The organism is Brevundimonas sp. (assembly GCF_031412435.1).
Taxonomy (GTDB): Bacteria; Pseudomonadota; Alphaproteobacteria; order Caulobacterales; family Caulobacteraceae; genus Brevundimonas.
Genome location: NZ_JANODA010000014.1, coordinates 13,313 through 28,376, shown reverse-complemented (window position 1 = coordinate 28,376; position 15,064 = coordinate 13,313). Strand labels below are relative to the sequence as shown.

The window sequence follows — 15,064 nt, the reverse complement described above, 5'->3', positions numbered from 1 at the left end:
GATCGGACGCCCCACGTCACAAAAGGCTCATATCGGTGGCGGGAAGTTGGTGTTGACGGATGATCGGCCCTCGGTCATGTAGCAGGGGTCTGAGGAGCAGACGGGGCGCAATCCGCGGTCCGCTGTGACCGCCTCTCGACTGCACTTTGGCCCTGTTTTAATCCGGATCCTTAGGGGGACCACTCCATGAAGAAGCAACTCCTGCTCGCCGCCGCTGCGGTTAGCGCTATCGCCTTCGCAGGCTCCGCTAACGCAGCCTCGCTGTCGTACCGCGCCGGCGCCGGCGCCATCACCGACACCACCGTCGGTGGTCAGTACCTGCTGGCTCGCGAACTGAACTTCGGCACGGGCGTCACCTCGACGATCGGCCAGTTCGACACCATCGTCGTCTTCAACGGCGCCGGCGTTCCCGCCGGTACCTACAACTTCACCCTGACCTACGACACCGGCGCGACCTTCAACGCGAACGTCTCGACCGCCACGGTCACCAACGCCGCCCTGGCCGTCAACGCCAACATCACGGCTGACGTCGGCTTCGTGAACACCGCCGGCGCCACGGGCTCGACCCTGACCCGCTCGTCGGGTGGCACCACCGGTTCGAACACCGTGACCTACACCCTGTTCGTCCCGGCCGGCGCGACCGTCCAGTCGATCGCCGTCGCCGCTCCGCTGCGCGTCACCGGCCAGGTCCGCGCCACCACCAACATCATCAACCAGACGACCAGCACGGCCTTCGAGCCGGGCTTCTCGAACCTGCCGCTGATCAACAACACCGGCGTCGGCTTCGCGACCCGCATCAACGGCGCGCTCGACATCGGCGCCGGCACGACCTCGGCCGATGAAGACACCCGCATCCTGGAAGGCGGCGCTGCTCCGTTCTTCACCACCCTGACGGCCGACACCCGCGTCGGTCAGGTTCAACTGGCCGCCGCTACGGTCGCCGGCAACCTGAACGGCTTCGGCGCCGCCTTCGGTGGCTTCACGGGCGCTGCTCCGTCGCCGGTCGTCTTCAAGGACCTGAACGGCACCGCCGTCGCTCTGACGGACGTGACCCAACAGTCCACGACCATCCAGGGCCTGCTGTCGAACCTGGCCTTCTCCTCGGCCGACGCCATCCTGGCCGACGCTCCGGCCCAGCCGCTGCCGGCCTCGGTTTCGTTCGCTCCGGTTTCGGGCACGACCACGGTCACCGCTCCGACCAACACGGCGCACAACATCCTGACCTCGGCTCCGAACGGCCTGCGTAACATCTCGGTCGCTCCGACCGGCCTCGGCGCAACCGTGCAACTGGCTCCGACCCAGCTGATCGCCACGACCCAACTGTTCCTGGGTTCGGCCTTCGTGAACCCGGCTCCGGTCACCGGCGCCTTCGAGCAACTGCAGTCGGACGGCTACACCTACATCATCCCGTGGGTGTCCTCGGCCACGCAAGCCGGCGCTTCGGGCAACCAGACGATCATCCGTATCTCGGACATCTCGCCTGAAGTCACCGCTGGCGTCGCCGGCGGCACCACCCGCGGCCGCGTCTACGCCCAGCTGATCAACCCGATCAACGCTGCTGCCGTGACCAACAGCGGCCGTTCGGTCCGCCTTGCTGATCTGGACGCCAACGGCGAACTGATCATCAACAGCGCCACCCTGGAAGCCGCCTTCGGCAACTACCAGCGCGCCGACGTCCGCCTGGTCATCGCCACGGTCGACGCCACGGGCAACACCATCCCCAACGCCGCTGCCGGCGCTGGTTCGGGCAACTCCTCCATCATCGTGAAGCGTATCATCGCCAACGCTGCTGGCGGCCTGACCGAAATGACTGTTGTCGCCGGCGAAGGTTCGTCGCTGGCCAACCTGCCGCAAAACCAGACGGTCGGTTACTAAGACTAGCCACCCCGGCTTCGGCCAGAGTGGGAAGGGGAGGGCGAAAGCCCTCCCCTTTTCTTTTGTCCGGACGCCATGTCCCGACGGGCGGCGGCCGGTGTGCGATCGGACGCACGTCGCCGTGAGACTGCGAAGGGGCGGGGAGCGCCGGGGCGATCGATGAATGAGGCGCAGCCCGGACGTGGCCGCCCCTGGGCTCGTCGGCGCACAGGATCGGACGGGCGCGAAAAGGCTCCCCTTGTCCGGGCCGAACCTCTAAGAGGGCACGGCGCAAACGGAGAGCTGTGACAGATGACGAACTACAAGGACGAAACGCTGAGCGGCCGCGTCACGCTGGACGGCGGCGTCTTCGACAACTGCGACTTCCTGGACGTCCAGATGATGTATTCGGGCGGAACGCCACCGCAGTTCCTGAACTGCCGCTTCAACGAGGCGACCTTCACCTTCGACGGCCCGGCGAACGACACCCTGCTGTTCCTTCGTTCCATGGCTGCGCGGACCACCGGCATGCGGCCGGTCGTCGAAAGCCTTATTCCCGAACTGTCGAACTGATCCGTCGCCGACGGGCGGGGTCGATCCCGCCGCCCGTCAGTCAATCAGGTCCTAGGCCGGCGGACCGGTCCGCCGGGCCTTGAAGATGCCGCGGCTGGGGTGAAGCGGGGTGCTGACCTCGACCTCGCCGAAGCCTTCGGCCTTCAGCAGCTCGACGACCAGCAGGGGGTTGGGCCCCCAGTAGTTGCTGCTGTCGCCGTTCAGCTCGTCGCCGACGTAGTAGCGCATGGCCGGCACGCCGAGGCTGACCAGGTCCATATGGGTCTCCACGATCAGCTGATCGTGGCTCATCGCCGCCGCCCGCTTCAGCGACAGCAGCGGATCCTGCAGGTGGTAGAAGACACCCAGGAACAGGACCACGTCGAAGGTCTCCCCGAAGGTCTGCGGGGTCATGTCGTCGACGGCGATGACCGCGTCTTCCACATCGAGCCCGAGGGCCTCGCGCGCGAACGAGAAGGCGCCGTGCCCGCTGACCGCCGGGTCCATCCAGGTCGGGGCGTCGGACGCCACCACCCGGCGCGCGCCACGCTTCTTGGCCTCGAAACTATAGACGCCGTTCCACGCGCCGATATCGAGCACGGACTTTCCCGTCAGGTCCAGGTCGCCGAAAAAGGCTTCGGACTCCTTCGCGTGCACCTCGGCGGACTTGATGCCGGGCGTGACCAGGCCGTCGCCCAGATCAATGGAGTGGAACCAGAAATGCGACTTCATCCGTTCGGCCAGGTTCATCTCGAATTCCAATTCTCTACTCAGGGTTCATGCCCGAGTACCGGGCTCCAGCAAACGAGGCAACCTCGGCTTTCGCCGCGGCACGATTCTGTTGGCGCGCCACCCCCGGCATGCCATGAACCCCGGCTGGATATGCCGACCTGTCAGGAGGATGCGTGCGTACTTTCCTATCCCGAGGACGCGACCAGCGCCCGCGTCCCAGGCCGTTGACCGGAGCCGAGGTCGTCCAGAGTTATCGGATGATCCTGGGTCGCGATCCCGAGTCACAGTCCGTCATCGACGATCACGTCGCCCACTACACCACCCAGACCGACCTGAATGCCGCCATGCGGGATTCCGACGAGGTTCGCCGCCGGTTTGAAAACGCGGCGACTTCGCTCCGGGCGTCGCCCTATCTCGGCGCGTCGCATCGCGTCACGCGCGGCGTCGTGGAGCACGAGACCGACCCGCAGACCCTGGCGGCGATGCTGGCTCGCATCCAGGACCAGTGGACGACCCTCGGCGAGACCGAGCCGATGTACTCCGTCATCAGCCAGCCGGAGTTTCTCACGGCGAACCTTGATGACCGCGCCCTGCAGCTGTTCCGGACGGGAGGGGCGCAGGAAGCCGCGGACGTCGATCTGTTCGCCAGTCGTGCAGGCGTCGGCGTGCGCCACGGCGTGTGCCTCGAGCTCGGTTGCGGAGTAGGGCGGATCACGCGGCATCTGGCCGGTCGCTTCGAGCATGTCTTCGCGCTCGACATCTCGCCCGGCAACCTGGCCGCCTGCGAAGCCTATATGGCGGAAATCGGCGTCACCAATGTCACCACGGTGCTGATCCGCAGCCTCGACGATTTCGATGCCCTTCCGCCTGCGGACTGCCTGTATTCGTTCATTGTCCTCCAGCACAATCCGCCCCCGATCCAGAAGCAGATGCTCCGCAAGCTCTTCGCCCACCTGCGTCCCGGGGGCGTCGCCCTGTTCCAGATTCCCAGCGACATGAAAGGCTATGCCTTCGACGCCGCCAGCTATCTCGCCAGTCCGCCGCCGGAGATGGAGATGCATGGCCTGCCGCGCCCCGTCGTCCTGGCGGAAATGCAGCGCGCCGGACTGGTCGTCCTGGATGTCGTGCCCGATGACTGCCTCGGAGAGTACGGCTCGTTCACCTTCTTCGGCGCGCGCCCGACCGAAGAATGAGCGGGTGAAAAAGGCTTTCGGACCGGCTATTCAACGACAATGTCCCGCCTTCGCACATTGCCGCCTGAGGCCGGCCTCGACAGAGCCGTGACGACGCCGTCCGTTCCAGAGCCTGCCGAGTCGGTGACGATCCGCTTCGCACCCATGCGCCAGCGTCTCGGAGAGGTGCTGATCGGCCGGGGGCTGATCCGTCCGGCCGACCTGAACAACGCACTCGCGCTGCAGAGCCAGAATGGCGGCCTTCTGGGCCTCAATCTGGTTCGGCTCGGCGCCGTATCGGAAGTCCAGCTTCTGGAGGTGCTGTCCACCGAGCTGAGCCTGGGCGTCCTGGCGCCCGAAGACGGCCCCACGCCCGAGCAGGCGAACGAGTTTCTCGCGGAAATCCGCTCGCCGTTGTCCTGGTGGGCCGAGCGCGAGGCCGTGGCCTGGCGGGCCACGCTGCCCGAAGGCGCGCCGGAGGGAGCCCGAGGTCCGATCCTGTGCGCCGCGGTCCAGCCGCTGGACCCCCTGCTCGCCGAGCGTCTCGGCCAGGCCACCAGCGAACCTGTGACCTTCCTGCTGGCCCAGCGCGCCTTGATCGAGGCCCTGACACAGGACGTCGGCGAGGACCATCGCGACGGAATGAACCCGGCGGGCGCAGTGGGAGGCGCAGACGCCGCGCGGCTGCGCGAGCTGGCCCAGGAAGCGCCGACTATCGATTTCGTGAACTCGATCTTTGCCGAGGCCTTGAGCCGGCGAGCGTCCGACGTCCATGTCGAGCCGTTCGAAGACCGTTTTGTCGTCCGTATGCGGATCGATGGCGTGCTCAGCACCGCCCGCTCGGCGCCGCGGTCCAATTTCGACGCCGTGTGTTCCCGGATCAAGCTGCTCAGCGGCATGGACATCGGCGAGCGTCGCCTGCCGCAGGATGGCCGCCAGTCCATCCGCGTTTCCGGGCAGGAGGTCGATCTGCGCGTCTCGACCCTGCCCTGCTCCTGGGGGGAATCGATCGTGCTGCGCTTGCTGGGCAAGACGAGCCGCCTGCCGGAGCTCGCCGAGCTGGGTGTCGGCGCCGGGCAGGAAGCGACGCTGATCGAGATGGCGGAACAGCCGAACGGCGTGTTCCTGATCACCGGGCCGACGGGCTCGGGCAAGACGACGACGATCTATCGCCTGCTGACCCACCTCAACGACGGCGAGCGCAAGATCATCACGGTGGAGGATCCGGTGGAGCTGGACCTTCCCGGCGTGATCCAGGTCCGGGTCCGGGCAGAGATCGGGCTGACGTTCGCGGCCGGGCTGCGCTCGATCCTGCGCCAGGATCCCGACGTCATCATGGTCGGCGAAATCCGGGACCCGGAGACCGCCCGGATCGCCGTCCAGGCCGCCCTGACCGGCCACCTCGTGATTTCGACCGTCCACACCAACTCCGCTCTCGCCGCCGTGCCTCGTCTGCTGGATCTCGGTATCGAGGACTATTTGCTGGCGGACGTGCTTCGCGGCGTGGCCGGGCAGCGACTGGTGCGCCGGCTATGTCCCGATTGCAGTCGCCCATCCACGGCCACGGAGGCCGCGGCGCACGAGCGCGCGGTACCGACCCATCTGCGCCGCCTGGCGGCCGAGGAACAGCCGGCCTGGCGCGAGCCCGTCGGCTGTCCCAAATGCGGGCAGAGCGGCTTCAGAGGCCGCGTCGGCCTGTATGAGATCGCGCCCGCTTCGCCGGCGATGCTGGCTGGCGTCCGGGCCCGGGCGGACGAGGACCAGTTGACGGAGCTGGCCCGGGCCGACGGCTTCCTCAGTTTCGGAGACGACGGATTCCTGAAAGCGCGTCGCGGCCAGACCGCGCTGACCGAGGTCTATCGCGTCGCCGGCTCCGTTGCGGAGGATGCGGATGTCGCATAGCGGCTACTATGATGTCACCGCGGTCGAAACCGGCGTGCGCGAAGGCCGACATCGCGAAATCATCGGCGGGCTGTGGGACGAGGTCGGCGATCATCAGCTGGCTTTCCTGATCGCACAGGGCCTGAAACCGTCGGATCGGTTGCTGGACGTGGGGTGCGGATCCCTGCGGCTCGGCGCGCGCGCGATCGCCTGGCTGGACCCCGCGCGATACTTCGGGATCGATCTTTCGCGCGCCCTCATCGAGGCGGGATATAGCCGGGAGCTGGACGGCGCCTTGCGGGCCAAATGCCCGCCGGCCCATTTCGACGCCAATGGCGATTTCGACTTCAGCTTTCTCCGTGAACGGATGGATGTGGCGATCGCCCAGTCCTTGTTCACCCATCTTCCGCTGAATCACCTGCGCCGGTGTCTCGACAAGCTCGCCCCCGTCATGGCGTCCGGCGGCCGGTTCTTCGTGACCTATTTCGAGTGCCCGCCGGATCGCGATCTCTATGCGCCCCTCGTCCACGAACCGGCCGGTGTCGTGACCCGCGACTATCAGGATCCCTACCACTACAGGGTCTCCGACCTGCAGTGGGCGATCGACGGAGCGCCGTGGCGTCTTGAGCCTATCGGCGAATGGGGCCATCCGCGCGGCCAGCGGATCTGCGCCTATATTCGTCAATGAGCGACCTCCCTGGTTTTTCCTATGAGGCGGTCGGCCGCGATGGCCAGGTTTCGAAGGGAACGCTCACGGCTCGGGATGAGGCCTCCGCGCTCCGCCGGCTGACGGGGGACGGGCTGACGGTGTTGCGGATCGGTCCGGTCAGGGCGACCCGCGCGGACGGCAAGGACCGGGCTCTCAGGCCCGCTGAGCGCGTCCTCGTGCTTCGCCAGCTGGCCATCATGCTTGAGGCAGGGGTGTCGCTGATGGAGGCCCTGGAGACGGTGACGCAAGGCATGCAGGCGAGGAAGGGCCGGGCCCAGTTCCTGGCGGCAATCGCCTCTCTTCGTCGCGGCGATTCTCTCGGTCATGCGCTCGAGACTCACGTCGAGGGGTTTCCCTTCTATGTCTACGCCATGTCGCGCGTCGGCGAGGCCTCCGGACGTGTTGCGGAGGTTCTCAAAGAGGCTGCCGAGCAGATGGCCTATGAGGATCGGCTCCGCCGCGACTTCTCCAACGCCATGACCTATCCGGCCTTCCTTGGTCTGGCGGGCGTATCGGCTGTCGCCTTCATCTTCACCCAGGTGGTGCCCCGCTTTGGCGCCATGATCGGGGACGACCGCACCAACGTGCCCGCCATGTCCCGGTGGGTGCTCGCGGCCGGCGAATTCGCCAACGCCAACCTTCCGATCGTGGGAGTGGGACTTGCCGCCCTGATCGCGTTGATCGTCGTGATCGTGGCCAATCCGGTGTTCAAGGCGCGCGCGTATACGATCGCGCACGGACTGCCCGTGGTGGGGCCGGTCATCCAGGCCCGGGAAATCGCCTCCTGGGCCCGACTCACGGCGTTCGCGCTCAACAATGGCGTGCCGATATTGTCAGCGGCGCAACTCGCCAAGGCGGCGGTGCCGATCGGACCCTTCCGTCAGGGGCTTGAGCTGCTGGAACGCGACCTCCTTTCGGGCCAGACCGTCGATCAGTCTCTGGGGGCTCACACCAGCCTGGAGGCGATGGATCTGAGCCTGTTGCGGGCCGGACAAAAGTCTGGCGCGATCGGGCCGATGTTCGGCTTCATGGCTGACAACTATGAAAGCCGTCTGCGCGATCGCATGAAGCGGATGACGGCGCTGCTCGAGCCCGCGGCGATCGCGGTGATTTCACTGGTGGTCGGCTTCGTCGCCCTGTCCCTCGTGCTCGCTCTGTCGAGCGTTTATGAAGGGGTGGTATGATCGTGCGCGCAGGGTCGCGGCCAGGCTTCAGTCTGATCGAGGCGCTCGTCGCCCTGACTATCGCCGCGATGACGCTCACGGCCATCTTCGAACTTCAGATCCAGATGGTGCGGGGCCGGGAGCGGGCTTCCGAGGCTATGCAGCAGGTCGCGGCGCAGGAGAACGCCCTGGCGCTGACGCGCGACCTGAACCCGATGGCGCAGCCGGTCGGACAGATCGAACTGCCGGATGGCGACACCATACGCTGGACCAGCGAGATGATCGGCCAGCCCGTGCGCGGCGCGGGCTTCCCGTCCGGCGACGGCCGTTACCGGGTGCAGCGGTTCCGCGTGACGGTCGAGGTCGAGCGACGCACCGGCCGCTCGCCTCGGCCGATGGTGTTCGAACGCGTGGGCTGGACCAGCCTCTAGATCTCAGCCGGCGTTTGATCTCAGCGAGTGGCGGGTCCCTCATCGGCGACCGGATCGGGCATGTCGGCTGGCGCCGTGGCGTCATCCGCAGCGGGATCCCGGCGCGGCCGCAGGGCCGGTCGCTCCGAGGCCCGTTCGGGGCTGGGCAGATCGAAGCCGATCCCCCGGATCGTGGGACTGACGCTGAAGGGTGTCAGGGTGTAGGACCAGCCGCGACCTGTCCGGAACGCCGCGTTCATGTCGCGCGCATACGTCCCCGCCAGATCGGACATATCTTCATCGCCGCGCAGGATGCGGGGAGTGATGAGGATCAGCAACTCTGTTCTGTCGCCCTCCACCGAGTTCGTCTGGAAGACCGAGCCGACCAGAGGAATGTCCTTCAGGAAGGGAATTCCGGTGTTCGACTTGGTGTAGGCGTTGCTGATCAGGCCGCCGAGCACGCCCGTCCATCCATCTCCTATCGAGATCTGGGTGGTCAGGCTCCGATTGAGGATCGTGGGGCTCGAGATGCCGGTCGGGGCTGCGCCGGCCGACGAGATTTCCTGGCTGATCGTGATGTCGACGCGGTCGCCGTAAACGACCGGCGTCAGCTCCAGGATCACGCCGGTCTGCCGATACTGCACGCTTTGAAGGATATCCGTGTTGCCATTGCCGGACTGGAAGTCGGTGGCGCGCTGGGAGGTGATGATCGGCACGTCCGTACCGACCTGGAAGCGCGCCGTGCCGCCGCTGCGGGTGACCAGCTGGGGCCTCTGGAGGATATTGATCTTTGTGTTGGACGCGGACGCAGCCAGCCGGGCGCGGTAGTCGGGCCCTATAAAGGTCGCGACAAGGGCTTCGCCGCTGAGGCCCAGCCCCTCGGTTCCGCCTGACAGCAGGCCGTCGCCGCGCGACTCGGACCCGAACAACTGGACGCCGATATCGGTGCCGTCCGTCAGCGTCACCTCTGCGATCATGACCTCGATCACCACCTGGGGCGCAGGAACGTCCAGCGTAGCGAGAAGGGCGCGAAGCTGGGCGAAATCACTGGCTGTGCCTGTGAACAGGATGCGGTTCCCTGTGGGATCGGAGATCACACGTCCGTCCAGGAATTGGCCCGAGGAGTTGCCGGCCGCGCCGGCTGTGGAGCCCGGCGTCGACTGTCCCGTCGCCGGATTGGTAGATCCCTGCTGCGACTGCTGGCCGGAAGCAGCCACCGTGCCGGGAACGCCGACGGGCGTTCGGGGCGTCTGCACCGTAGGCGCCTGGCCCATGGCCAGTTCGGCGATCGAGCGGGCGTCGGTATTGCGGACCTGGAAGACGAAGGTCGAGGTCTTGTCGCCCAGAGCTGTGGGTTGGTCGAGGGTATCGATCCAGTAGCGCGCCCGCGATAGCAGTTCCGGATCCGCCGAGAAGACGAGGATCTGGTTAGCACTGGGGAAGGGCAGGATGGTGATCGCCCGGACGATACCCGCCTGGCGGCTGACGATATAGCCTTCGGTCGTCAGCACCTGCTCAAGAGACCCCGCCAGGGCCTCGGCCGACCAGAAGACGGGTTCCACGCGAATGACCTCCGAGCCGGCGAAGCGCGGCTGGTCGATTTCCCGCAGGGCTCGCACGAGGGCAGCGACGTCGCGGCCGCTCCCGGAGAGGATGAGGCTGTTGGTGTTCAGATCCGGCGTGACCCGCACGCCCGAGAGTTCGGGATAGAGGTCCGTGAGCAAGGCCTGAAGGGCGCCGACCTCGATCGACTGCACCGTGAAGAATTGCACGACGCGGCTGGCGTTCGGGTTGGCCTCGCGACCGCGGACGATTTCCGCGCCTGAAGACCCGCCCGATTCCCCGACGGTGATGAACGTGCCGTCCGAATAGACCTGGATGCCGTACTGTTGCAGGGCCCGTTGGGTCAGCCGGAACAGATCCCGCTTGTTGATCGTGCCGCCGGTCCCGCCCGAGATGATCTCCTGCCGCGAGGCGACGCCCGGACTCATCGTATAGGGCACCTCCAGCAGAGCTCCGAACACTGTCGCGACGAACTGGGGCACCGGTTGAGGGGCCAGGGCGGCGTCGACCAAGCCGTCCGGGATCAGCGCGTCGATCTGCGCATCCGTGATGGGGGGGCGGGGCGGAGTGGCGGATTGCTCTCCGGGAATTCGCAGAGTGTCGCGCCGGCCGGAAGGCGCCCCGCCGCCTGTCTCGACCACGACCTCGAGGTCGTCTCCGGTCCGGCGCTGGGCGGGATCCGGCTGCTGAACCGTCGTCGACATGGACGGAAAGGTCGCAGCGCAACCGACCACGAGAAGAAGAGGCAACAGGCATACTGCCGTGCGCAGGCCGCGCGTTTTGCGATCCATCATGGTGGTGGACAAGTTCACTCTCCCCAACTCAGCCGTACAGCCGGACGACACGCCGGTCTCGGCCCCTCGAGAGGGTGACGGCATCTGATGAAATATCGGTGATCCGCCAGTCGTCGAACATCTGTCCGACCTGCATAGCGACGATTTGAGGCCCCCCGGGGGCCGGATTCCGGACCAGGGCTGCATAACGGCCTGTTTGCGTGTCCCGTTCGATGGCGCTCAGGGCCGCGCGGAAGACTACCGCGACATCCGGAGGCGGTGGTGGGGGAGGCGGCGGCGGCGGCGGGGGAGGCGGCGGGGGAGGCGGGGGGGGGAGCGGATCCGATTGCAGCGTGCGCAGGAATCTAACGGCCTCCACCGTGCTCTCGCCTGGCCGAAGATTCAGGCCGGTTTCGTTGACCCTCGCGCCGCCTCGGACGACCGCCGGCGGGTCCGCGGGCGCGCCGGGAAACACCCAACCCAGCAGCAGTGCGAGCGCCAGTAGCGCCGGCACGATGAACAGAATCGGCCTCATGCGCCCCCCGTCCCGGTCGCACCGTCGGTGTCGTCGGTTCTGGCATTCGGGACGATGATGGGGAAGCTGAACCCGATCCTGACCGAACCGATCGGAGGCCCGCCCGGCACATAGACCGCCCCGGGCAACGTCGGCCGCATCTGATAGTGGAATCCGGTGACGCGGAACCCTTCCGTCCATCCGCCCAGGATGTCGAGCATCCCAAAGACGCCTTTCCACATCAGGTCGGCCTGCACTTCACCGGCCAACCAGTTGACAGATCCGATCTGTTCGACCTCGTCGTTCACGGTGATCCGTACACTGGTCAGACCCGCTTCGGTTGCTGCGGAAAGAAGACGGCGTTCGATCAGGACTTGTGCAATGGCGACGTTTGAAGCGTCGAATCCCCATTCATCCATGTCTCGCTGGGCCGCGCTGTTCGCTGCGGTTGAGGCGACACGTCTCGCCGAATCCCGGCTCAGCCGGGCGGCGGCGCGCTCCGTCACCGCGTCGATGTAGAGTTCTTCGCGGGCGCCGCGCCACTCGAACGCGGCCATCGGCGCATAGATGAGGGCGACCATGACCAGGCCGCCGAGCAGCAGACGTTCACGCATTGTCGTGCGTTGCAGTCGGGCCGAAAGCTGGTCCGCCCGCACACGAGCCGCGGATAGCAATTCAGCCAGAAACTTCTGCAAATCCCTACCGCCAGGTTCGCCGCACGCCCCCCGCGCCGCTTTAGTCATCGACCGCCTGTAGACGGTGGGCTATATCAGCCAGCCGATATGCGGAATAGCTCAGACTTTCAAGGCAATCGTCTTCATGTTCCTTAAAGCGCTCCGGCGCGGGGTCGCAACCCGACGCGTCGCAATCCGGTCTCGCGAAGGAGATCGCGCCGGGTTCAGCCTGCTTGAAATTCTCGTCGTCCTGGCGATCATCGCCCTGATCGCGGCCGTCGTCGGCCCGCGCCTGTTCGCCCAACTGGATCGGTCCAAGACGCAGACGGCGCGTCTGCAGATTCGCTCCCTGGAAGCCGCGCTCGAAACGATGCGGCTGGACATCGGACGCCTGCCTACCGAGCAGGAAGGACTGGGTCTTCTGATCGAAGCGGATCCGCAGGCGGTTTCCGGGTGGTACGGACCCTATCTCGACAAGGCATTGCCGGCGGATCCGTGGGGACGTCCCTATGTCTATGTCCCGGCGCCCGCAGAAGCGACGGGGGCCCCGGGCCAGGCATCGGCGGCCGCGAAGGTCGTCAGCTACGGCGCCGACGGGACTGAGGGCGGCCAGGGCGTCAACGCCGATGTTTCGTCCGATCAGGCGCGCTGACCCGCCGCCGGCGAGAGCCAGGGCCGGCGGTCGCGCAGGCTTCAGTCTGATCGAAATCCTCATCGTCCTGACGCTGATGGCCTTGGCGACGGCGATCATTATGCCCGGCATGTCGCGAATGCTGGATCAGGCGACCGCTCATGCGGTCTTCTTCGAGTTTCAGCGAGACGTGTCCAATCTGCGTCGCGAGGCGAACCGGAGCGAGACGCCATTACGCCTGGTGGATCCTGCTGCGGAGCTCGACCCGGACGCCGGTGATCGGCACATCGTACTGCGCGACCCGTGGCGCTATACGATCGCGCCCGCGATGGAGATCGCCGAAGGCGGGATATGCGCGCCGACGAGCGTGAACCTGCTGAACAACGACCGGATTGTCATGACCCTGCGCAGCGATACGCCCGACTGTCGCTTCAGCCGGCTGCAGACAACGGCGGCGCGGCCGCTCGCACGCTCATCTCGATAATCAGCGACTGGCTCGACGGCTCAGTCCGGGGTTCGATGTCGTAGAAATAGCCCGATTGCTCGAAGTCGGCGACCAGTTCGTCCGCGCGTTCGACCGCGCTGTAGGGAAGCGTGATCCGGAGCGTGTCTTCCTCCGCATCCACGGCGGTGGGCGAAAAATCGTGAAAGGCGACGATGCCGATTGCGGCGCCGGCCGCGCTCAACGGATTGGTGCGCTCCTCGATCGCGCGAAAGTCGGCGAGCCGGCGGCGCGTCGCGTCCAGAGCCTGGACGGAGGCGGCCGCGGGTGTTTCGGCGCGCAGCGCCACCGTCTCCAGATTGAGGGCTTCGGCCCGGTCGCCCAACTGTACGCCCTGACCGAAAAGAAAGGCGGCGATCGCCATCGCGACGCATGCGAATCCCCCCGCTGCGCCGGCGACAGCCTGTTCGCGAGAGATTTCCGAGGTGGAGAAGCTGAATGCCTCGCCCTCAAAAGAGATCGGAAGAGTGACCGCCGCAGGCGGCGAGGCAGGAGCATCGGCGCCCCGTTGCAGACTGATGAAGGCCAGCCACCGCTGCGGATCGAACCGGTCCAGTCTCCACGACGAAGCGATCAAAGCTCCGAAGCGCCAGAGTTGCGCCTCGTAACCGTGGGTGAGCCTGACGATCCGGAAGCCGTCGCCGATGGGTTGCGCGAGCGTTTCTGGGCGAAGCGAGGCGCCGCCCGGACCGAATCTTTCGGCCACATAGGGCTCCACCGACTCGAGATCCCACCACCAGATGCCGAAATCGGCTCCCGCCTTCACCAAGGCTACGCCGCCGATGATGTAAGGGGAGCCCAGGCGTGCGTGCAGCCGGGCGGCCTGGCGGCGCCGTCCCCTGGGAAGGGCGGCTGTCTCAAGGCGGGCGAACGTGCAGAGGCTCCGGTCGAGAAGCACGACCGGCCGACGGAAGCGGCCCAGCGCGCCACCCGGATGAAGCGGTTCGAACCGCCCTTCGGCCGACAGTCTCTCAACTCTCGGGATAAGGAAACTCAGGTGCATCGGGCGTTTCGGTTCCGGTCTCGCGGGCTTGCCGTTCCGTGAGCTCTGTCTGATCGATCCAGAAGGGGCGGTCGGGGTGACCGGGCGAAATGGCCAGCCGGCCATGATATGTCCACCGTGACCGTTCATCTTCTATCGTAAAGACGATCCGTCCGGAGGGATAGGCGAAGATGCCTTCGACGAACGGCATGGCCGCGCCGGATACGGCGGCAAGATCCTCAAGCGACAGCAGGGTCGTGTTGTCCCGAGCGGCGATCGCCGTCCGCGCCTGCTCGCTGGTCAGGCCGTAGCGAACCTGCAAGGTCAGTGCTGTGGCCGTGTTCACATTGGCCGGAATTTCCTGGTAGTCGACCGTCAGGTCGGGACGCAGGGCGCGCCAGCGCCGTCCATCGACCGCTTCTCGGGCGCCGAGCACTGAAAGAAACTCACCGGCGGTCAACAGCGCGCGGTCGGCCGGGCGCCCGGCGACATAGTCGCGGCGTTCCGCGCCGTTGATCTGCTTGAGATCATCGGCGTCTATATAGTCGCGATACCGGGCGATCAGGCCCTGGATCTGGTTGGGCGCGACACCCGCCGTCAGGGCAAGGCGGCGGAGCCCCTCGTCATCCAGCCTCGCGAGGTTGAGCATTCCCGCCTGATCCTGAAGCCGGACGATGATCTCGTCGCCGCCAACCGTCATGCGATAGGGTCGATCGTCGAGGCGCAGGTCCGCCGTGGGCAGGCCGGAAGATTCCGTCGGCATCAAGCCGGCGATTTCGTTGACGTTCCGAAGGCTGCCGATGCGCAGACCCAAGGGCCCGAAAGGTTCGGTCTGCGCGATATAGGCCACGCGTGCCTCGGCCGTGAGCGCACGTTCCAGGAAGGCAACGCGCGCGCGCGCGGATGCCGCCTCAGCGTTCAGGTTCGACAGGGCGGTGATCGCCACGAGGAA

General features: G+C 66.5%; 14 protein-coding genes. 9 read left to right on the top strand and 5 right to left on the bottom strand.

Going from position 1 to position 15,064, the window contains the following annotated elements:
- Positions 1-186: 186 nt before the first annotated feature.
- Complete coding sequence (locus tag RMO01_RS02865; protein WP_309627542.1) at positions 187-1,875, top strand: hypothetical protein; 1,689 nt, start codon at positions 187-189, stop codon at positions 1,873-1,875.
- Positions 1,876-2,166: 291 nt separating this feature from the next.
- The gene (locus RMO01_RS02860) at positions 2,167-2,427 is read left to right on the top strand and encodes a hypothetical protein (protein ID WP_309627541.1); all 261 of its coding nucleotides are present in this window, start codon (positions 2,167-2,169) and stop codon (positions 2,425-2,427) included.
- A 51-nt stretch (positions 2,428-2,478) separates the two neighbouring features.
- Here the strand turns inward: RMO01_RS02860 and RMO01_RS02855 are convergent, their stop codons facing one another.
- Positions 2,479-3,168, bottom strand: coding sequence for a DUF1698 domain-containing protein (locus RMO01_RS02855; protein ID WP_309627540.1), 690 nt, complete (start codon positions 3,166-3,168; stop codon positions 2,479-2,481).
- A 227-nt stretch (positions 3,169-3,395) separates the two neighbouring features.
- Between RMO01_RS02855 and RMO01_RS02850 the strand changes: the two genes are divergently transcribed.
- From RMO01_RS02850 to RMO01_RS02830, 5 genes are all read left to right on the top strand, one after another.
- On the top strand, positions 3,396-4,331 hold the full coding sequence (locus tag RMO01_RS02850; protein ID WP_309627539.1) for a class I SAM-dependent methyltransferase: 936 nt from the start codon (positions 3,396-3,398) through the stop codon (positions 4,329-4,331).
- Positions 4,332-4,418: 87 nt separating this feature from the next.
- Positions 4,419-6,212: an ATPase, T2SS/T4P/T4SS family gene (locus RMO01_RS02845; RefSeq protein WP_309627538.1), complete on the top strand. Its 1,794-nt coding sequence runs from the start codon at positions 4,419-4,421 to the stop codon at positions 6,210-6,212.
- Positions 6,202-6,879: a class I SAM-dependent methyltransferase gene (locus tag RMO01_RS02840; RefSeq protein WP_309627537.1), complete on the top strand. Its 678-nt coding sequence runs from the start codon at positions 6,202-6,204 to the stop codon at positions 6,877-6,879. Before RMO01_RS02845 ends, RMO01_RS02840 begins: the two co-directional genes overlap by 11 nt.
- The gene (locus tag RMO01_RS02835; RefSeq protein ID WP_309627536.1) at positions 6,831-8,084 is read left to right on the top strand and encodes a type II secretion system F family protein; all 1,254 of its coding nucleotides are present in this window, start codon (positions 6,831-6,833) and stop codon (positions 8,082-8,084) included. The genes RMO01_RS02840 and RMO01_RS02835 overlap by 49 nt, the downstream gene beginning before the upstream one ends.
- Positions 8,081-8,494 (top strand): prepilin-type N-terminal cleavage/methylation domain-containing protein, encoded by a 414-nt coding sequence (locus RMO01_RS02830; RefSeq protein WP_309627535.1) that lies wholly within the window; start codon positions 8,081-8,083, stop codon positions 8,492-8,494. Before RMO01_RS02835 ends, RMO01_RS02830 begins: the two co-directional genes overlap by 4 nt.
- Positions 8,495-8,514: 20 nt before the next feature.
- Here RMO01_RS02830 and RMO01_RS02825 read toward each other — a convergent pair whose 3' ends face one another.
- Together RMO01_RS02825 and RMO01_RS02820 are read right to left on the bottom strand one after the other, a co-directional pair.
- The gene (locus RMO01_RS02825; protein WP_309627534.1) at positions 8,515-10,740 is read right to left on the bottom strand and encodes a secretin N-terminal domain-containing protein; all 2,226 of its coding nucleotides are present in this window, start codon (positions 10,738-10,740) and stop codon (positions 8,515-8,517) included.
- Positions 10,741-11,340: 600 nt separating this feature from the next.
- Positions 11,341-12,066: a hypothetical protein gene (locus RMO01_RS02820; RefSeq protein WP_309627533.1), complete on the bottom strand. Its 726-nt coding sequence runs from the start codon at positions 12,064-12,066 to the stop codon at positions 11,341-11,343.
- A 76-nt stretch (positions 12,067-12,142) separates the two neighbouring features.
- On the opposite strand from RMO01_RS02820, the gene gspG reads away from it, so the two are divergent.
- Positions 12,143-12,649 carry a type II secretion system major pseudopilin GspG gene (gspG, locus tag RMO01_RS02815; protein WP_309627532.1) on the top strand — a complete coding sequence of 169 codons (507 nt, stop codon included), beginning with the start codon at positions 12,143-12,145 and terminating at the stop codon, positions 12,647-12,649.
- Positions 12,624-13,112 (top strand): type II secretion system protein, encoded by a 489-nt coding sequence (locus RMO01_RS02810; RefSeq protein WP_309627531.1) that lies wholly within the window; start codon positions 12,624-12,626, stop codon positions 13,110-13,112. The genes gspG and RMO01_RS02810 overlap by 26 nt, the downstream gene beginning before the upstream one ends.
- Here the strand turns inward: RMO01_RS02810 and RMO01_RS02805 are convergent.
- The gene (locus RMO01_RS02805) at positions 13,060-14,133 is read right to left on the bottom strand and encodes a hypothetical protein (RefSeq protein WP_309627530.1); all 1,074 of its coding nucleotides are present in this window, start codon (positions 14,131-14,133) and stop codon (positions 13,060-13,062) included. The two genes, RMO01_RS02810 and RMO01_RS02805, sit on opposite strands and share 53 nt — an antisense overlap.
- Positions 14,102-15,058, bottom strand: coding sequence for a type II secretion system protein GspK (locus tag RMO01_RS02800; protein WP_309627529.1), 957 nt, complete (start codon positions 15,056-15,058; stop codon positions 14,102-14,104). Before RMO01_RS02800 ends, RMO01_RS02805 begins: the two co-directional genes overlap by 32 nt.
- Between the last annotated feature and the right edge of the window lie 6 nt (positions 15,059-15,064).